Annotated in this window: 8 protein-coding genes; 7 read left to right on the top strand and 1 reads right to left on the bottom strand. The window is 59.2% G+C overall.

Annotated elements, in window-relative coordinates; all coding sequences use genetic code 11:
• The first annotated feature begins 94 nt into the window (after positions 1 to 94).
• Positions 95 to 1546, top strand: coding sequence for a pyruvate kinase (gene pyk, locus ACIPY9_RS05690; RefSeq protein WP_400697856.1), 1452 nt, complete (start codon positions 95 to 97; stop codon positions 1544 to 1546).
• A gap of 207 nt (positions 1547 to 1753) precedes the next feature.
• Positions 1754 to 3040: a hypothetical protein gene (locus ACIPY9_RS05685; protein ID WP_400697854.1), complete on the top strand. Its 1287-nt coding sequence runs from the start codon at positions 1754 to 1756 to the stop codon at positions 3038 to 3040.
• Positions 3041 to 3044: 4 nt separating this feature from the next.
• On the opposite strand, the gene ACIPY9_RS05680 is transcribed toward ACIPY9_RS05685, so the two are convergent.
• Positions 3045 to 3995, bottom strand: coding sequence for an iron-sulfur-binding ferredoxin reductase (locus ACIPY9_RS05680; RefSeq protein WP_400697851.1), 951 nt, complete (start codon positions 3993 to 3995; stop codon positions 3045 to 3047).
• Between the two features lie 187 nt (positions 3996 to 4182).
• On the opposite strand from ACIPY9_RS05680, the gene ACIPY9_RS05675 reads away from it, so the two are divergent.
• The 5 genes from ACIPY9_RS05675 (at position 4183) to ACIPY9_RS05655 (ending at position 21034) form a co-directional block, all read left to right on the top strand.
• Positions 4183 to 5706 (top strand): fumarate hydratase, encoded by a 1524-nt coding sequence (locus ACIPY9_RS05675; RefSeq protein WP_400697849.1) that lies wholly within the window; start codon positions 4183 to 4185, stop codon positions 5704 to 5706.
• 318 nt (positions 5707 to 6024) lie between these two features.
• Positions 6025 to 9027, top strand: coding sequence for a Tc toxin subunit A (locus ACIPY9_RS05670; protein WP_400697846.1), 3003 nt, complete (start codon positions 6025 to 6027; stop codon positions 9025 to 9027).
• Positions 9028 to 9075: 48 nt separating this feature from the next.
• Positions 9076 to 13845, top strand: a complete 4770-nt coding sequence (locus ACIPY9_RS05665; protein WP_400697844.1) for a neuraminidase-like domain-containing protein — start codon at positions 9076 to 9078, stop codon at positions 13843 to 13845.
• A 19-nt stretch (positions 13846 to 13864) separates the two neighbouring features.
• Positions 13865 to 18184, top strand: a complete 4320-nt coding sequence (locus tag ACIPY9_RS05660) for a SpvB/TcaC N-terminal domain-containing protein (RefSeq protein WP_400697841.1) — start codon at positions 13865 to 13867, stop codon at positions 18182 to 18184.
• A gap of 108 nt (positions 18185 to 18292) precedes the next feature.
• Positions 18293 to 21034 carry an RHS repeat domain-containing protein gene (locus tag ACIPY9_RS05655; RefSeq protein WP_400697839.1) on the top strand — a complete coding sequence of 914 codons (2742 nt, stop codon included), beginning with the start codon at positions 18293 to 18295 and terminating at the stop codon, positions 21032 to 21034.
• Positions 21035 to 21109: the final 75 nt, after the last annotated feature.

The raw sequence follows: 21109 nt of genomic DNA, 5'->3' as shown, positions 1-21109 counted from the left end.
CCTGTTGATTTGCAAGGCGGTAGTGCAAAGGAACAATGACTAAAGCCCCGGACAGGAGTAGCCTCTCGCTGCGCTTCAATTAAGGAGTTTGTGCATGACCGTTCGCCGCACCAAAATCGTTGCCACACTGGGCCCTGCCAGTAATTCACCTGAAGTCATCGAACAACTCATCCTGTCAGGCCTGGACGTTGCCCGCCTGAACTTCTCTCACGGCACCCCGGATGAGCACAAGGCCCGCGCCCGCCTGATCCGCGAAATCGCCGCCAGACACGGGCGTTTCGTCGCGCTGCTGGGCGACCTGCAAGGTCCGAAAATTCGTATTGCCAAGTTCGCCAACAAGCGGATCGAGTTGAAGGTCGGTGACAAATTCACCTTCTCCACCACTCACTCGCTGACCGGCGGTACTCAGGAAATCGTGGGTATCGACTACCCCGATCTGGTCAAGGACTGCGGCGTAGGCGACGAGCTGCTGCTCGACGACGGGCGCGTGGTCATGCGCGTGGATACACAAACCGCGACCGAACTGCATTGCACCGTCACCATCGGCGGCCCGCTCTCGGACCACAAAGGCATCAACCGCCGTGGTGGTGGCCTGACAGCGCCGGCCCTGACCGAAAAAGACAAACAGGACATCAAACTGGCTGCCGAAATGGAGCTGGACTACCTGGCCGTTTCCTTCCCTCGCGATGCGGCGGACATGGAATACGCACGCAAATTGCGTGACGAAGCCGGTGGTACCGCCTGGCTGGTCGCCAAGATCGAACGCGCCGAAGCCGTTGCCAACGACGAAGTGCTGGACGAACTGATCCGCGCCAGCGATGCCGTCATGGTTGCCCGTGGCGACCTGGGCGTGGAAATCGGTGACGCCGAGCTGGTGGCCGTACAGAAACGCATCATCCTGCACGCACGTCGCCACAACAAGGCAGTGATCGTCGCCACGCAAATGATGGAGTCGATGATCTCCAGCCCGATGCCGACCCGCGCCGAAGTGTCCGACGTGGCCAACGCCGTGCTCGACTACACCGACGCCGTGATGCTCTCGGCCGAAAGTGCCGCCGGTTCCTATCCGGTCGAAGCCGTACAGGCCATGGCCCGTATCTGCATGGGCGCCGAACGTCATCCGACCGGCAAGACCTCCAGCCACCGCATCGGCCACTCGTTCACCCGCTGTGACGAAAGCATCGCGCTGGCGGCCATGTACACGGCCAACCACTTCCCGGGCGTCAAGGCGATCATCGCCCTGACCGAAAGTGGCTACACGCCGTTGATCATGTCGCGCATCCGCTCCTCGGTTCCGATCTATGCGTTCTCCCCGCACCGCGAGACTCAGGCTCGTGCAGCGCTGTTCCGTGGTGTCTACACCGTGCCGTTCGACCCGGCGAACCTGCCACCAGGTCAGGTCAGCCAGTCCGCCGTGGACGAACTGCTCAAGCGCGGTCTGGTGGAGCAAGGCGACTGGGTCATCCTGACCAAGGGCGACAGCTACCACACCATCGGTGGCACCAACGGCATGAAGATCCTGCACGTTGGCGACCCGCTGGTCTGATACATCCGAAGCGGTAATCAAAAGCCCCGGCGCGCAAGCGACCGGGGCTTTTTCATGGTGCAGCGATCGTGCCCATGGCCTGTCATTTCTGACAGTTGCCCCCCTGTTTGCCTCATGGCACCGTAAAGTCCTTCCGGTACCCGGTGACCGGAAATCAATCACATACGGCGTTCAGGATGAACGTTGCAGAGTTGAGGGAATAAGCTCATGACTACAAAAAAATCACCGCTGGCCGCTGGCGACCTTGATCCTGACTTTGCTGAAAACGGCATTCTGCTTACGCATTTCGGGCCGGAAACGATCAATGCCGCCGTGCTTGGGGTCAACCTTGCTCCTGATGGCAAACTGTTGATATCCGGTTATCGCGGCCAGAATGACTATGCGCTGGCCCGCCTGAATCCCGACGGTACACCTGACCAGAGCTTTGGCAATGCCGGAATCGTGCTCGGGCAGTTCAGGGCGGGCCTCGAATCGGCAGCCGCCGCAACCTTTGTCACAGCAGACGATAAATTGCTACTGGTCGGGAAAGTCTATATTGATGCGCTCGTCGATTACCGAGCGGTGACCCGACTTAATAGCGACGGCAGCCTCGATACCCGTTTCGGTGACCAAGGCTCTGTCATCCTGGACCTGCCGCTCGAAAAAAACGCGACTGAATCCACCCGTTTTGCACGCGATCCCGAAACGCTGCAGAACGCGTCCTCAACGGTCAGTGCCCTGCTCCAGTCGGATGGCAAAATCGTCGTCAGCGACACGTTCCGTGATATCGCTGTCACATTCCGTCTGACTCCAGACGGTTCTCTGGATACCTCCTTCAATGGCACGGGCTATGTGACCCTGGGTTTCCCGGACAGCCTGACCAGACTTGAACCTCTGTATGTCGAAAACGGCAAAATCATCATCGCCGGGACTTATCGGTATACCCCGACCGTTGAAGCTCGTCCGCTGGTGGTTCGCTATAACACCGATGGCTCACTGGACAGTAGTTTTGGAGAAAATGGCATTTTTATCGTTCCACCTGAAAACACCGATGCCCAGTCAGCTCAATGCCTGGACATATTCAGAGAGTCCAACGGCAATATTCTGGGGGTCGGCAGCACTATCGTAGCCCCCCTCAAATCGGTGTTGCTGGGCCTGGGTAAAGACGGCTCGATGGACCCTGCGTTCAACGGCGGCCAAGCGCTGTTTACCGAAATCGGCGAGCAAGGCAGCCAATGGAACAATGCCGCTCTGGACAGCCGTTCGGGCCTGAATGTCGTGCTCGGCGGTACCTTGGGAACCGCGTCAGAGGCAATCGTAGGACGCCTTGATAATCGGGGCGTGTGGGACACTCAGTTCGGCGCCTCTCAAGGCTGGGTCAGGATCGCGGCAGGAACTGGACACACCCTTAATTACGATGTTGCTGTCCAGGACGACGGCAACATCCTGGTGGCAGGAGCCCTCATCTCGGACAGTGGGTTGTTCAAAGGCTTTGTCTTCAGAGTATTGGGATAACGCTTTATATACCTGCGCTATCCCTACCGGTAAACGCATCGGCCAACACCCGGTTACGTGGCACGCCCGCCAGATACAAGGCCTTGGCAAAAGTCTCGACACTGACCGGGCTGCCGCAAACCAGCGCCACGGCCTGACGGGCGATCAAACGCAACCCGCCCAGAGCGGCAGACGACTCCTCAGCCGTAAACAGGCGGACCTGCAACTGTGGATGCACCTTGGCCATACGCTGTAATTCGTCAGACAGATAGTGTTCGCCAGGCTCATGGGCCAGATGCAGCAGATGAATGGCACCCTGATGTTCCTGGCGCAGCGCTTCACGCAGCACGCCCCACAGCGGCCCGAGCCCGGTACCGGCCGCCAGCAGCAGCAACGGGCGCTCCTGCCAGTCGGGATCATAGTGCAAGGCTCCGCCACGCAATTCGCCCAGACGAATGGCATCTCCGGGCTGCAACTGACGCGCCGCATCGCAGAAGGCCCCCGGCTGGCGGCAATCGACATGAAATTCAAGAAACCCGTCTTCACCGGGCAGGCTGGCCAGTGAATATGGTCGGGCAATGCCATTGGCGGTCCACAGGACCTGATGCTGGCCGGCGCGATAACGCACGGGGCGTTCAGGCTCCAGACGCAAGCGCAATACCGTCGGGCTCAGCCAGTCGCCACTGACGACTCTGGCGGGCAGGCCATCGCGAGCGAGATCGAACACCTCCACGGTCAGGTCTTCGACCACCCGGCACTGGCACGCCAGACGCCAGCCTTGCTGGCGTTTTCCCGGCTCCAGCGCCTCAGGCTTGCCGTCCTCCGGCTCACCTTCGACGCATCGCACCAGACAGGCATGGCAACTCCCCGCCCGGCAGCTGTAGGGAACGGCAATGCCCGCGTGGTTAAGGGCATCGAGCAGATTACTGGCGGCGGCCACTGACCAGCACCGATCACCGACGTGTAATTCAGGCATCGTCCATTCCAGTGGGCCATTGCAGAAAATAACGGCGATTGTACAGGTTGGCTCTCCGGGCAGGTTATACTGCCGCGCCTTTTTGCGCCCGCTACGGCTACCCTGACAACTCTGGCTTGCGCCGTGGTGCCAGATGCACGCCGATAGCGTAATTGAATGTTCCCGTCCTAACAGAGGAGCGCGCCGCATGACCGTGATCAAGCAAGACGACCTGATTCAGAGCGTTGCAGACGCCCTGCAATTCATTTCCTATTACCACCCCGTCGATTTCATCCAGGCCATGCATGAGGCCTATCTGCGTGAAGAGTCCCCTGCCGCCCGTGACTCCATCGCCCAGATCCTGATCAACTCGCGCATGTGCGCAACCGGTCATCGCCCGATCTGCCAGGACACCGGTATCGTCACCGTGTTCGTGCGTGTCGGCATGGACGTGCGCTGGGATGGCGCCACCATGAGCCTGGACGACATGATCAACGAGGGCGTGCGTCGCGCCTACAACCTGCCGGAAAACGTCCTGCGCGCCTCGATCCTCGCCGACCCGGCAGGCGCTCGCAAGAACACCAAGGACAACACCCCTGCCGTCATCCATTACTCCATCGTGCCGGGTAACACCGTCGAAGTGGACGTCGCGGCCAAGGGCGGCGGCTCGGAAAACAAATCGAAGATGGCGATGCTCAACCCGTCCGACTCGATCGTCGACTGGGTACTGAAAACCGTTCCGACCATGGGCGCTGGCTGGTGCCCGCCGGGCATGCTCGGCATCGGCATCGGCGGTACTGCCGAAAAGGCTGCGGTCATGGCCAAGGAAGTGTTGATGGAGTCCATCGACATTCACGAACTCAAGGCCCGCGGCCCGCAGAACCGCATCGAAGAGATCCGTCTGGAGCTGTTCGAGAAGGTCAACCAGCTGGGCATCGGTGCCCAGGGCCTGGGCGGCCTGACCACCGTGCTCGACGTCAAGATCATGGATTACCCGACCCACGCCGCTTCGCTGCCGGTGTGCATGATCCCCAACTGCGCCGCCACCCGCCACGCACACTTCGTGCTGGACGGCTCCGGCCCGGCGTCCCTGGAAGCGCCACCGCTGGACGCCTACCCGGAAATCGTCTGGGAGGCCGGCCCGTCGGCCCGCCGCGTCAACCTCGACACCCTGACGCCGGAAGAAGTCCAGAGCTGGAAGCCGGGCGAAACCGTCCTGCTCAACGGCAAGATGCTCACCGGTCGCGACGCTGCGCACAAGCGCATGGTCGAAATGCTGAACCGTGGCGAAACCCTGCCTGTCGACCTCAAGGGTCGCTTCATCTACTACGTCGGCCCGGTCGATCCGGTGCGTGAAGAAGTGGTTGGCCCGGCTGGCCCGACCACCGCGACGCGGATGGACAAGTTCACCCGTCAGATCCTGGAGCAGACCGGCCTGCTGGGCATGATCGGCAAATCCGAGCGCGGCCCGACCGCCATCGACGCGATCAAGGACAACAAGGCGGTCTACCTGATGGCCGTCGGTGGCGCTGCCTACCTCGTGGCTCAGGCGATCAAGAAATCCAGGGTCCTGGCCTTCGCCGAACTGGGGATGGAAGCGATCTACGAGTTCGAGGTCAAGGACATGCCGGTCACTGTCGCAGTCGACAGCAAAGGCGAATCCGTCCACATCACCGGCCCGCAGATCTGGCAGAAAAAGATCAGCGACAGCCTGGCGGTAGAAGTGCAGTAAATCGGGCTTGCCCGTTCAGAAAACCCGGCGCAATGCCGGGTTTTTTATAGGCCACACAAAACCCGTAGGAGCGAATTCATTCGCGAAGAAGCACCCCGCCACTTCAAACCAATAACACAACAATCGAAAAACGTTGGAAGACCCCATCACCATAAAAACCCCTTCATTTATCGCTAATCGAACCGTTCACCCCCCATTTCATAACCCTCTGTTTTATTTGAAAAAACAATCATCCCCCGCGACCCACTGTCATTTCTGTCAGATGACAGAAACCCGAGATTGAAAAAAGCTGTCAGTCATCCTGCAGGGAGCACTGACATGTCTGACCAGCCCTTTTCCTTGTTACAGAATCTCGCCAAGACGGAAGCCCCCTCCTCTGAACGCACAGATGGCAAAGTGGCTTTTGTCAGTGCCATGGAAAAGATGGGGATCAGTTCGGTATTCGATATCGTACGTCGCGCCAAACCGGCTTTCGTACGCGAACTGCTTCAGTACAGCGACGCCAACGGTGACCTGGCCTACGAAAACGCACGGTGCTATGCCACCCAGATCGTGCGCCTTTACCGCAATCAGCTGGTTTCGTCCGGGCGCACTCAAAACCTCACCCAGCGTACCGGTGTTCGTTCGCTGGTCGATATCGGCCCCAGCTTTCCCAACCTGTTCAAGGAAAACTGGGATCTGTTCTGCAAGGTAGGGACGATCGAAGCCAAGGACTCTCCCGCCGCCTACCTCACCGCTCTCTACCGCTTCGCAATGGAAGAGCTGGAAGGCAGTAGCGCCGAAACCAACCGTATCCATCTGGATGCCCGTCGCCCGGATCTGAAAGACCTGCTGATCGACCAACAGACAACCTATACCCCGCTCTCCACCCTTGAAATCGTCAATACGGTATTGGAAAAGGCCATTATGGCGTACACAGGCACGGTCGATGGGCTCAAGGGCAAGAGCATTTATCAACTGGTCTCCGAGAAGCAGCACCCTTTCCAGTTTCCATACAACTTTCATCATCAACAGATCAGCCTGGGGCTCGCAGGCAAAAAGCCGATCCTCGGTGAATTGAGCTACCGGATCAGCTTCCAGGTACCCGCCACCTCTCCGGGCAACAATGCTTATGGCGCGGTGCAATCAAGCAGTAACCGGGCGCAGATGATGATGAGCGGTACCGGGCCAGAACAGCAGGCGCTCGTGCTGGCCCCGGCCTTGCCGGAAGCAGACGAAACCCTGATCACGCAGTTCTTCAAGAACAAATACGGCACCCTGTACATCAGCGGTGCGGGCAATCCGCTGAACTCGCTCAAGATATTCAATGAAAAGACCGGCCTGCCAGGTGATGCCGTAGAGGCTCTGCTCGCGACAGGCGACAAGGCACCTCACCCCTCGCCCAATGTTCAGGCAGCCGGTGCTGCAAGCACTCCGGAAACCGGACAGCCGACCGATAGCGGCATTGCCGCCGACCACTCCGCCAAATACGGCGCCAGCTACGTCAATGGCCCGACGGCCACTGCCGCCATGGCGCTGGGTCTGGATGCGCAACAGAACCGCCAGTTGCTCAATACCAGCCTGGACCGTTTCGACCGCATGCAACGCATGATTCGCCTGCAACGCTGGCTGGATATCCCGTTCGCGCCGCTCGATACCCTGGTCATGGCAATCATCCGTTCAGAGGGGGCGGCCAATGCCGGTAGCGTGCTGAACGAAAATACCCTGCGAGCCCTGGGTGTCTATCGCTACCTGAGCCGGCACTATTCGATTGAACCGGAGGCGTTTGCCGGTTTCTTTCATCAGTTGAGCGCCTATGCCAGCCAGGGACGCTTATCGATGTACGACCGGGTCTTCAACAACCCGATTCTGTTCGACACGCCACTGGTGCTGAACGGGAGTCCGATATGGCTGACCAGCGGAGACAGCCCGAGCAACAAGACCCTCGCACAGATCTGTGCCGCACTGGGCCTGGAATATACGCGGGAAAGCCTGTGGCCGATCCTGACAGATACACGGGATGCCTATGCCGGAGCCGATAAACCACTCCTGCGCACGCTGTCCATGATGTCTTCCATGTATCGCCAGGCCCGCATCGCGTCGATGTTCGGCCTCTCGGCAGCGGCCGGCCGTGCGCTGGTCGATCTGCTGGGGGGTGAGTCCTACCGCAGCCAGGTCGTGAAAGGAACGGTCAGAAATACGACAGGCGAAACAGCAGGCGAAGCCTCTCCTGCCGATCTCCTCGACATTCTCATGCAAATGGACTGGGCCGTACGCTGGCTCAACGAAACCGGTCGCGACGTGTGGACGCTGCGTCGTCAACTGGCAGTTGATACCTTTGAACCCACCGTCTCCCAATCGCTGCTCGACCAGTTGGAGCAACTGGGCAAGGACGCGAGTGAAAGCGTGCTGACCGAGCCACAGTTGCGCACATTGAGCCTGCCCGCCAAGGATGATAACGACGCCACCATCGACTGGTGGGGAACCGTGCTGGCTCCTCTTGTCGACACCCATGGTCTGGTCAAGGCCCTGCCCTTGACACTGGAGGGCAACGTCGCAGCCGATATCGACACGCTGCTCGCCGTACAGCTTGAACCGGTCGCCCTTGATGCAATCACAAAAGAGACAGCCAGGACCCGACTCGGCGAATACCTGTTCAAAGGCTACGTCATTCAACACCGGCTGATGGAAGGTTTGTTGCTGGCCAGCGCCGGGGTGCCGCTGGACCGCTGCGAAACGGTCATGCGCTGGGCCGGCACCAGCGCCGACGTGTTTCTGGGAACCGCCATCGACACAGTGGCAGGTACAAGCCTCAGCTTGCCGCTGGCCGCCGGCAGCGAGGAACTGATCGCGCCCCTGATGACCCTGCATCGCTATGCCGAAGTCAATCAGCAGCTGGGGCTCAGCGCCCAGGCGTTGCGCACCTTCCTGGTCAATCCCGAATGGCTGCATGTCAGCCTGACTGCCCCGCTGACTCTGTCGCTGACCAGCCTTTATGTTCTGGACCGTTACCGGCACTGGCGTGACAACTGTGGACAACCGGAGTCGGCCTTGCTGGCTTATTTCATGCTGGCCAACAACGGCGGCACGCCGGGGCAATGCGACGCGCAACTGGCATTGCTCACACGCTGGAGCACAACCGAACTGGCCAGAGCGCGCACGCAGCTGGGAAGCCCCGCCAGGTCCATGCATCAGGTGGACTGGCTGAAACGCATGCAGGACACCTGCGCATTGACAGGCCTCAGTGCCGATCAGCTCCTGGCCGCAACGGAATTGACCAGCGCCAGTACCCTCGACCAATGGAAAAAGGTGGGAGATGACGTCATGGGAACGAGTCGTTAATCGGCGCCTTCAGCCCCCTTATCATCGATTGCCATGGAGGCGACACACATGTCCCTTTCCATTGAAAGCCAGCTCAATGAGTCCTTCCGGAACGCGCTGGTGGAGTATTACCTGGGGGAAGTCGTCCCCCATTCTGCCTTGCTGGTCCAGCTGGGCCTGGACCAGCGCCTGAAGACCGCCAACGATCTCTATGAGTTTTTCCTGCTCGACAATCAGGTCTGCAATGAAGTGGAAACCAGCCAGGTCGCCTCTGCGGTTGCCAGCCTTCAGCAGTACATCAACGCGGCCCTGCTGGGTATGGAGCCCGGGTACGATCTGCTGGAACCCACCCAGGCGCACTTCGTCGAATGGCGCGAACGCAGCAGCCAGTACCCGCTCTGGGCCGCCAACATGCAACTGGCCCTGTACCCGGAAATCTTCATTTCCCCGGCGCTGCGCCTCAAAAAGTCCGGCTACTTCGCGCAACTGGAAAACGACATCAACCAGAACAGGATCAATATCGATACCACTCAGGAAGCCGTGAAGTCTTATCTGTCCAGCTTCGAGGAAGTGGCCAACCTCACCATCATCAATGGTTACATCGACAGCACCCGGTTCGCCGAAGGCAAGTATTACTTCATCGGCAAATCCCGCGCCGAAAACATCTATTACTGGCGCATGGTCGACATGAACGAACGGGCCTACCTGGAAGGCACCGACGGGCCCAGGCATGACCATCCGACACCGGGTGCCTGGTCGGACTGGAAACGCGCGGAAATCGGGGTCAACGCCACCACTCTGGAACGCACCCTGCGGCCGGTGTTTTTCAACAATCGGTTATTCGTGACCTGGGTCGACATCATCGATGTTGCAGGCGAGGCGGAGGTCTCCGGTTCGGCCGAGGCCCCCAAAGTGACCACAACCGACCAGGTACAACTGGTGTTCAACCTGTCATACAAGAAATACGACGACTCCTGGAGTGCTCCGCAGTCTTATATGCGCATCGTGAGTGCCAATGTATTCACCCATGCCGACAAGACCGTCGACCTGAAGAAAGACCTCAATACCCTGGCTGTTTTCGATATCTCGGCCTCACCGGAATCGCTGTTCATTGCCATGTATGCCGGTGAAAAACTGACCACCGGCGATACGGACGGAAGCACGTCTGACTATGCCTTCCTGCGCACCGCATTCGTGGACAAGAACTTCAACACGACCCCCGCCTTTCCCTCCCGGGGTCTGGTCGATAAAGACTATGACCCGGCAACCGCCGAACCCGATGAGTTGCGTATCAGAAAGACCTGCTGGGTATTTGCCCTCAAGAACAAGACCAACTTTCAATTTACCTGGAGCATGCAGGTCGGCTTCAAGACCCTGACCACCTCATCCCCGAATACCGGTAATGACCATTGGGACTACCGAGGCTGGCAATCCAGGGTCCGTGCGTTGGAGGACCCCGCCAAAGCACTGCCCTCCATTGATCATGCGAAATCCACCATAACGCTAACGACGGCGATCAATAAAAACATCATTCCGGATGAGGACGAGAGCGCGGCACCGGCCACAACGATTGACATTATTTTTCGTGGAGAGCCCGATACTGTAACAGTGCATCTGGTTATCGGGCCTCTGCTAGGGCTTTATAACAAACTCCTGGAGGGCTCGACGATAACCGTGCCGGTTGAAGGAGAGTTCAACCTGATGGCACTTCAGTTTCACCTGTATGCCGATTACGCGACAAAAGAGCCAGCAGGGCTTGAAAACTTCCTCGTCAATGCCTTTTTCAACCCCTTTATTCAGCTGGGAGATAACCCTGTTATCGATTGCAAAGGCGGGTTCGTCAAACATTACCTGCTCAGACTGATCAAAGGGGAAACGCCCTATGACGTGAGTGACATCAAGACCGGGATCGTTGTCATTGACTATGTCATCCCGCTCCCCCTCCAGCCGCTCATCACGTTCTCAGTGCCTGAAGTGTCCATAACGCTGGCTCAGTACTTCAATCATCCAGCGGACATGAACAAACCGTACGAGGCACAACTGCCTGTCAGTCAGGCCAGTCGCTCGGACCAGCTCCTTGCACCCAGCCCTTACTCGACAACCCTGGCGTTCGACAAGTCGACGTTACGCCCCAAACTGCCCGCGACCTACATCGAAGGCTCCAATGCGTTCTACATCACACACGGTGTCGGCATATACACCAAGAACGGGGAGTCGATCGCCGGTGCCATCAGATCCACCAGACTGGAGCTCACCTGGGAGTCCGACATCGGTGCTGACCCGATAGCCCCCAAAATCAGCAAACGTACCGACCCGTTTCTGGGCATCGCCGAATACATCGACTTCTCCGCTTCCAGCATCCAGTTCAGCGACGGCTCGACCACCGACAAGCGCGATCCGATCCGCATGAACACGCTGTTCGCCCGTGAGCTGATCAACAAGGCCAATATTGCCCTGGAAGCCTTGCTGTCCTGGGAAACCCAGCAACTTCAGGAACCCCCCATCGGCACGGAAACCGCGCCGAGCAAAATGGATTTCAAAGGGGCCAACGGCCTGTATTTCTGGGAATTGTTCCTGCATCTGCCGTTCATGATCTCCCATCGCCTGAACCTGGAGCAGCGCTTTCAGGATGCCGAGTTCTGGCTGGCCTTCATTTTCGATCCGGGCCGCAAGGCCAGAAACGACGCCCCGGACTACTGGAACGTGCGGCCACTCACCGAACGGCCTGACCCGGACTACTTCATGCGCGCGCCCATCGACCCGGACGGTATCGCCGCCAGCGATCCGGTCAGGTATCAGAAAGCCGTGTACTTCCATTACATCAAGAACCTCATCGATCGCGGAGACATGGCCTATCGGCAACTGACACCGGACAGCCTGGGCGAGGCCAAACTCTGGTACGTGCGGATTCTGGACCTGCTCGGGCCACGTCCCGATACCGTGCTCACCAGCCGCTGGACGCCGATCACGTTGTCGACCCTGGCGGCATCGAGCAATCCCGGACTGAGAGCATTTGAAAATCAGCTTGTCGAGCAGGAACGACAGGCTCGCCATGAGGGCGGTCAACTGCCGTTGCTGCGCCTGAGCACCTTCGGCAGCGACCCGACCCTGAGCGCCGAGGACACCGATCACTTCATCGTGCCCATGAATGCAGAGCTGACCCGCTACTGGGACATGCTCGAATCACGGCTCCATAACCTGCGGCATAACCTGACGCTGGATGGCAAACCCCTGTCGCTGCCGCTGTTCGCCGCGCCACTGGACCCACGAGCCCTGCTGGCCGCCTACGCCAATGGTGCCACCGAAGGTGGCGCGGGCAGCCTCCTGGCACAGGAAACACCTCATTACCGTTATACCGTGATGTTCAATCGGGCCAGTGCTGCTGTGGATAACCTGATCCAGTTCGGCGCGACCCTGCTGTCAATCATCGAGCGCAAGGAACAGGGGCAACTGGCAGAGCTGCAACAGCAACAAGTCTGGGAATTCGCGCAATACGCCATCGATCTGCAACTGGAAACACAGAAAGTCGAAACTGAAGCACGCAAGGCACTGCAGGCCAGTCGAGATATTTCCGCTGCCAGAGCCGTTTTCTATGCAGGGCTGACAGAGGAAAATGTCAGCCCCGTAGAAATCGCCGCCGCTGCCGCACATCTGAGGGCCAGGGTTTCAGCCGGCATTGCCGCCACCGCGACAGCCGTTTCAGCTGCACTCAAACCTGTTCCCAATCATGCAGGATTTCATGCTGGTGCAATCGGAGGCATGGCCGCTGGCGTCGCAGCAGGGGGAGCCGTGGGAGGCTTCCGTCTTGAGGGTATTCCCGAAATAGTCGCCATCGGCGCACATGCCGTCGCCACCCTGAACGACGCCGTTGGCGACGCTCTGGAACGCTCGGAGATCTTCCGCCGACGCCTGCAGGAATGGGAAAACGCCCGCGATCAGGCCAAACTCGAAGTCGATCAGATCACCGCACAACTGGCCGTTCACGATGCACAAACCCGTATCACGGCTCTGCAACTGCGTCAGGCCGAAGAAGCCAGAAAGCAGGCCGAGGTCGTCCATGCCTTCCTCAACAAACGCTTCACCAACAGCCAGTTGTACCAATGGCTCAACGGCCAGTTCTCGACCTTTTACTACCAGGCGTACGACGCCACCTTTTCTCTGTGCATGGCGGCACAGGCCTGTTGGCAGTACGAAATTGCCGACTATTCGACCAGTTTCATTCAACCCGCTGCCTGGAAAGACACCTGGCGCGGGCTGACCGCCGGCGAGTCACTCAAGCTGAACCTGCTGCGCATGGATGCCGCCTATCTGGCCCGTTACGACCGCAGACTGGAGATCGTCAAGACCGTTTCGGTGAAACAGCTGCCCGTCTCGTCCGAAGACGACCCCAGCCTCAACATGGGCTGGGACGCCGTCGTCGCCCGGCTGGCAGATGAAGGCATCGTCGAATTTGAAATCACTCAAGCCATGCTCGACGCCGACTATCCCGGCCACTATCTGCGCCGCATCAAGCGAATGAGTATTTCGCTCCCGGTAACGGTCGGCCCCTATCAGGATATTCGCGCCACCCTGACGCAGACCTGGAATGCGGTCCAGATGAATGGCCCCGACGGCCCGCTCAAGGAAAACATGCGGGCCAGCCAGCAGGTCATCGTCTCGACGGGCGTCGATGACGACGGCCTGTTCATGTTCAATTTCGATGATGAGCGTTACCTGCCTTTCGAAGGCACCGGGGCGATCTCTCGCTGGGCCCTGACCTTCAGCGCAGGGCAAGAAGAGATGATCGCGTCGATCACCGACATCATCGCCCACGTGCGCTACACCGCGAAGAACCGCTAAACGAGGGAGAGCCAGCGCCATGGATGCTCAAGCACCGTCACCACAAGCCGCACAACCCGCCGTCATCACCCCTTCGCTGCCCAAGGGAGGTGGCGCCATTCAAAGTACCGGCAAGGGCTGGGGGCCTGTGGGCAGCAGTGGTACCGCATCACTGGAAATCCCCCTGCCCGTCAGCCCGGGTCGAGGCCATGAGCCCGATCTGGTGCTCAACTACCAGAGCAGCATCGGCAATGGCCTGTTCGGTCTGGGCTGGAACCTGAACATTGGCTGTGTGGCACGACGGGCCAGCAAAGGCGTGCCGAGCTATACGGATGATGATGTGATCCTGGGGCCCAACGGCGAAGTCTGGCTGCCCGATCGCGATGCACAGGGCGCTATCCGGTTTTCCAATGCCAGCAGCTATAACGGCCATGACCTGGGCAAGACCTATCAAGTGGTCCGGTATTTCGCCCGGGTCGAAGGCGCATTCGACCGGATAGAGCACTGGCGCATCGACCCGGTCGATCCGGGGTTCTGGCTGATCCACAGCGCCGACGGCCACCTGTATTTCTACGGCAAGAAAGCGAGTTCGCGCAGCACCGACCCGGCCGACTCGAACCGTGTCGCCGAGTGGCTGCTGGAAGAAAGCATGAACCCTGTTGGCGAACATATCCTGTATGAATACAAGCCCGAAGACGAAGTCGGCCTTCCCGCCGATTATCCCAGGGACTTCATTGCCCAGTGCTACCTGTGGCGGGTTCGTTATGGGAACGCCCAGGCACACCCGGTGCTGTACCTGTGGGACGAAGACTCGCTGGACAACCTGCAATGGCACTTCGACCTGCTCTTCGACTACGGCGAACGCAGCACCGGTGCCGCGGAACGCCCCACCTATGACGAATTGAACGAATGGCCGGTGCGCAGTGATCCTCACTCCAGCTTTGCCTATGGCTTCGAGCTGGGCAATCTGCGGCTGTGCCAGCAGGTTCTGATGTTTCATCACTTCCCGGACGAACTCGAAGAGTCGCCTTTGCTGGTCCAGCGCCTGCTGCTGGAGTATCAACAGACCGGCCTCAAGTACAACCTGCTTGCCAGGGCGCATGCCCAGGCCTGGGATGGAACCACAGCGAAACAGCTTCAACAGCAGCCGGCCCAGCAATTTACCTACAGCCAGTTCGATACCGACTACGACATCTATACCCCTTTGGACCCCATGCCCGGGCTCAACGACGGCGAGCATTACCAGATGATCGACTTGTACGGCGATGGCATTCCCGGCGTGCTGTATCAGAGCGACCAAAGCTGGTTCTACCGGGAACCGATCCATGAAGACGCCGGTAACCCGGATGCCGTGACCTACGCCCCTGCCCAGGAGTTGCCGAAGATCCCGACGGCCGATTCCAGCGCCCCGGTGAGTCAGACACTTCTGGACCTGACCGGCGACGGTCGCCTGGACTGGATCGTCGCCCAACCCGGCATGGCGGGCTTCTTCACCCTCAACCCCGACCGTAGCTGGTCCGTTTTCAACCCCTTCGAGTCCTTTCCTGCCGAGTTCTTTCACCCTCGGGGGCAGATGGCCGATCTGGTGGGCGACGGTCTTTCCGACCTGGCCTTGATCGGCCCTCACAGTGCGCGCCTGTATGCCAATCGCCGGGCCATCGGGTTCTCGACACCGATAGACGTTCCCCATGACGAGGACCGTTTGCCGCTGTTCAGCGACAGCCCCAACGAGCTGGTGACATTCAATGACCTGTTGGGCACAGGCCAGCAGCACTTGATCCGTATCCGGCACAACGAAGCCCGTTTCTGGCCAAACCTGGGAGGCGGGCACTTCGGCACAGGCCAGCTGTTCGCCAGCCTGCCGTTCGACTATGAAACGTTCGATGCAACCCGGATTCGACTGGCCGACCTCGACGGCTCCGGGGCCAGCGACCTGCTCTACCTTGAACCGGAAGGTATCCGGATCTTCATGAACGAAGGCGGTAATGCGTTCGCAGCCCCCTTCGAGCAGGCCTGGCCCGAAGGCATGTCGTATGACCGTTTCTGCCAGGTCAACGCCGTCGACCTGCAAGGGCTGGGCTTTTCGAGCCTGGTGCTGACAGTGCCACACATGGAGCCCCGCCACTGGACCCTGCACTATGCCGCCAACCGTTCAGGCCTGCTGCACAAACCCTACCTGCTCAGCGCCACGGACAACCACATGGGCGCGACAGGCGAAGTGACCTATCGCAGCTCGGCACAGGAATGGCTGGATGAAAAAAAAGTCTTGCAGGACGCTGGAAAGATTGCGGTTTCCTTCATGCCGTTCCCGCTTCATGTGGTCGTTCGACAGATCCAGAAAGACATCGTGACCGGAACGGCCCTGACCCAGCTCTTCCACTACCGGCAAGGCTTTTATGATCCGCTGGAACGAGAGTTCCGTGGCTTCGGCCTGGTCTTGCAGACCGACACCGAAAAACCACCGCAACAGCAGGAAGGCTTTACCGCAGCGGTCCTCAACAAGACCTGGTTTCATACCGGGCGTGTCGTGCAACCCTCTGACGAAGACTATGACACTCGTGACCCGGAGGCCGTCCCTCTGGGGGAACATCTGCTGTCCCGTTACGACCCGGACACGCACACCGAACAACCGATCACCGACCCCGACGAGGCCACGCGCAATGAAATGGCACGCGCACTCAGCAGCTTTCCATTGCGCACAGAAGTGTTCGGCCTTGACGACAATCAACAGCCCGACGTGCTGTATTCCGTGCAAGCACATCGCTACCTTGTCCGTCAGCTTCAACCGCTCACGCCGCATCAACGTTACGCGCTGATGATGCCGCTGGAACTGGAAGCCATCTCCTGGCAATACGAAGCCGGTCAGCCCGATGATCCCATGTGCCAGCACACACTGAACCTGGCCTGGGACGCTTACGGCACCCTGACCCACAGCGTCGTGGTGAACCATGCACGCCGCAGGCAACCGAGCGATACGCCGCCGTTCGAGGATCCCTACCAACAACAATGGTGGCAAGCCTCCCACGACGAAGCCCAGCAATATCACTATCTGAACGAAGTGCGCCGCGAAGCCATCCACCTGGAGAACCCGCAAAGCTGGCGACTGGGCCTGCCCTACCGGACGCGCGGCAACGCCATGGTCGTTCCGGCTGCCACACTCTTGCCGCAACAGATCAGCCATGAACGCTTCGTTGACCCGCAAGGCACCTTCGCCAGCCTGCCCCGCACACTCACCGAACTGTCGGTCTATCGCTACCTCGGTTGCGAAGACGGAACCGCGACCTTCCAGGCACTGGCCGACGCCCTCGAACGGGCAGAACTCGACGATCATGCGCTCAGCGCCTATGAACGGGTAATGGATACCGATCAGCTGACCGCCAGGCTGACAGAAGTCGGTTATCAGAAAATGGCCTCCTTCCTGCCAGCCGACAATCTGAACCTCTGGTCGATCAGACAGGGATTCGCCACCTACGGCGGCCCTGAAGCCTTCTATCGCATCACCACCTTCAGACCCTCGCGCAGCCATGGCTGGACCCTTGTCGAATACGACCCCTACAACCTGTTTGTGACCCGGCTCACCGATCCGGCGGGCTGCGTCACCACGGCAAGCTACAACTACCGTGCGCTACAGGCATTCAGGATCGTCGATCCCAATCACAATACCCAGGAAGCGGACTACGATGCCTTCGGTCGGTTATGGGCAACCAGCTTCTACGGCACGGAGCTGGGCCAGGAGGTCGGCTTTGAACCGCTGGATCCGGGGAAACGTGTCTGGGGAGGCAGCAACACGGCCGTCAAGTCGCCCGCCAGCGCACTGGCCAATCATGCCGAAGCCTATTACTACGACGCTAACGTCCTGTTCGATCCGGGAACTATCCCCTTTGCCTGTGCGACCTTGCAAGCCGATCGCTATCCGGGCGATCCAGACCTGCAGATCCGCATCCGCCTGATTTCGCTGGACGGCTTCGGGCGCACCTTGCAGACACGCCAGAAAGTCGAGGACGGTGACGCTTACTCGGTCGATCAGAACGGCTACCTGGAAATGGAAAACGGCAAGCCGAAAATCGTCCATGCCTCCCCACGATGGCGAATCAGCGAGCGCGTGGAATACAACAACAAAGGGTTGGCAGTGCGTATCTATCGCCCGTACTTCACCAACAGCCATGTGTATGTGAAAGACGAACGGCTGCGTGAGCACGGCCATTTCGACCGCCAGTTCTACGACCCTCTGGGGCGCCCGACCATCACCCTTACGGCCAAGGGCTGGATGCGGCGTCTGACGTACAGAACCTGGTACACCATCAGCGAGGACGAAAACGATACCGCCGCTGAAATGCTGGAACAGAGAACGTCGCCGTAGGAGCGAATTCATTCGCGAAGTCTGCATGCCTGTCGCCACATGTCTTGCGGATGTAGCGGCCTCTTCGCGAATGAATTCGCGCCTACCGGATTTTGGGGACGCTTGCGAATGAACATGATACTGCATGCCCATACCCCCACCCTGGCTGTCACGGACCCGCGAGGGCTGGCCGTGCGCAGTGTTGCGTTCTGTCGGCGCGAACAGGACCACCCCGCCGATGAGCGGGTCACCCGGCACACTCATGATGCAGCGGGCCGCCTGATCGGCCAGCGTGATCCGCGTCTGGCGCATTCCAACCTCGACACGATCCATAGTCTCAGCCGTCAGGCTCTGTTGACCGACAGCGTCGATGCCGGCTGGCGGCTTGAGTTATTGGGAGAAGCCGGTCAGCTCATCGCGGGGTGGGACGGACGCGGCAATCAGCGACAGATGGAGTACGACACGCTTCTGCGTCCGCTGACGATCACAGAACAAGGGCTGGTGAGTGAGCGCCTGACCTACGGCGGGCCGGACGCTTTCGTGCATAACCAGTGCAACCAGTTGGTCCGCCATGACGACACGGCGGGCAGCCTGTTCTGGGCCGACTATGGAGTCCCCGGCTCGGCCCTGAGCGAGGTTCGGCGCTTTCTGCAAACCGTGGAAACCCCGGACTGGCCGCTGCCCGAAGCCGAGCGCGATGCCCTGCTGGAAACCCATCCTCTGGAAACCCGATGGGCCTTCAATGCCGTGGGCGAGGTCATCCTGCAAACCGATGCCATGGGGCATGCCCAACACTTCAGCCAGACCGTGGCCGGGCAATTGAAGAGCCTCGAACTGACCCTGGCCGGGGCGGTGCAACCTCTGGTGCTGGTCGATGAGATTCGCTACAACGCCTTCGATCAGGTCGAGCAGGAGACGGCGGGCAATGGTGTGATCAGCCGTTCGCTTTACGACCCGCAGGATGGGCGCTTGATGGAGCGCAGTGCCGGACCGTTGCAACACCTCAAATACGCTTACGACCCGGTCGGCAATATCCTGCAGATCGAAGACACCGCACAGCCGGTGCGTTTCTTCGCCAACCAGCAGGTCGAGCCGATCAGCCATTACCGCTACGACACGCTGTATCAACTGATCGAAGCCACGGGGCGCGAGGTCAGTGCCGGAGCCAGTCATGGCCCGCAATTGCCTCCTCTACAAACCTTGCCGCCCGATCCGAATCAGGTGAGCCATTACACCCAAAGTTACGATTACGACGCCGCAGGCAATCTGTTGCAGATGCGCCACGTGGGTGCGCAAGCCTTTACCCGTACGATGCGCGTGGCCCCCGACCGCAATCGCAGCCTGCCCGAAGGCGAAGTCGATGTGGATTTTCCCGGAGCCTTCGACGCCAACGGCAACCTGCTGCACCTGATACGTGGCCAGACACTGGACTGGGATGTGCGCAATCAACTGCAACGGATCACCACTGTCACCCGCACCACTGAAGCCAGCGATCAGGAGCAGTATGTCTACGATGGCCAGGGCCAGCGTTGCCGCAAGATCAACAGCACCCAGACCGCCAGCCGAACGCTGATCAATGAAGCCCGCTACCTGCCCGCTCTGGAAATCCGCACCACCGCCGAAGGTGAAGTCCTCAACGTCATCAACGCAGGCAACGTGCGAGTGTTGCATTGGCTGGCCGGTAAACCGGACGGCATTGCCAACGATCAGGTCCGCTACAGCCTGACCGATCATCTTGGGTCGAGCACGCTGGAGCTGGATCAACAAGGGCACCTGATCAGTCAGGAAAGTTACTACCCCTTTGGCGGTACTTCATGGTGGGCGGCGCGCAGCGCAGTGGAAGCGAGCTACAAGACCATTCGATATTCAGGCAAGGAGCGCGATGCCAGCGGGCTGTATGACTACGGCTTCCGCTATTACGCGCCATGCTTGCAACGCTGGATCAACCCGGACCCGGCGGGGGATATAAATGGGTTGAATTTTTTTGGCTTCGTGGCCAACTCGCCCATCACCCGTGCCGATGTGGACGGCAGGGTGTATGAGGGAATAGGTGACGCCACCGAAGCGTTCATCATGAACGAAGGCGATACCATTCTTTACCGCGGTCTGAGCAAGTTCCCCAATAACCAGAAAGAAAACCTGAAAGGAGCCCTGGCAAAAGTCCGCAAGATTTATAAAAGTGCACTGGATGTCATCAGCCATCATCCCGATGAAAGTGTCGATATCATGCGCAGCTTCTTTGGCCCGCAACACGCTGAAGTCACTCGCCATATCGTAAGCTCCTGGCAGCAGACTCACTTGCGCGCGTCCGAATACAAAGGAGCATTGAAGGACAAGAAATTTGTAGGCATCAAAGCCTCGGACAGTAAGGAGGCTGCCTATATCCACACTTCTGACCCTCATGGCCGGGTAATCCTCAACATACATCAAATGAGCAAGAAGCAACTGACCTTGACGCTCGGCCATGAGCTATCCCATTTAAAGCAAGCCAGCGGAAGTACCGTAACGGGGCCAGGTTCACACGATTACTATTATCTTTTTACCCGAGACCTTCCAAAGCTGACTCAAGAAAGCAACACGCTCCCTCAGAACAAATATCAAGCCGTGGCCGAAGCGATCACAAGGGGTGGTTTGACCCCTGAATATTTTTCAGGATTCGAGGAACTGGAGAGGGGCTTTAAAAGACGGGTCAGTGCTTTGCATCCAACCCCGGGCCAGACCTTGACCATAGAAACGGCCATCGCTGAGTTCAATCGGCATCCTGACATCATTGCCAGGATGTCCTCCCGCAATGCCGACAGTCTGATATTTGCAGCTCATGCCCTGCACAGGCTTTACACATCGAAGTCAAAAGCTCACGCCTCAAAATGAGCGCGCGCGCAATAAAGGCTTCCATGACGATGATGACCACGGGGTCATATCGTCTTGTCAGGCCTCCAATGGCAG

This window comes from Pseudomonas sp. NPDC089734 (assembly GCF_044748865.1).
GTDB lineage: Bacteria > Pseudomonadota > Gammaproteobacteria > Pseudomonadales > Pseudomonadaceae > Aquipseudomonas.
Note: the sequence above shows the minus strand (reverse complement) of the source record. Positions and strands in the feature narration are given on the sequence as shown.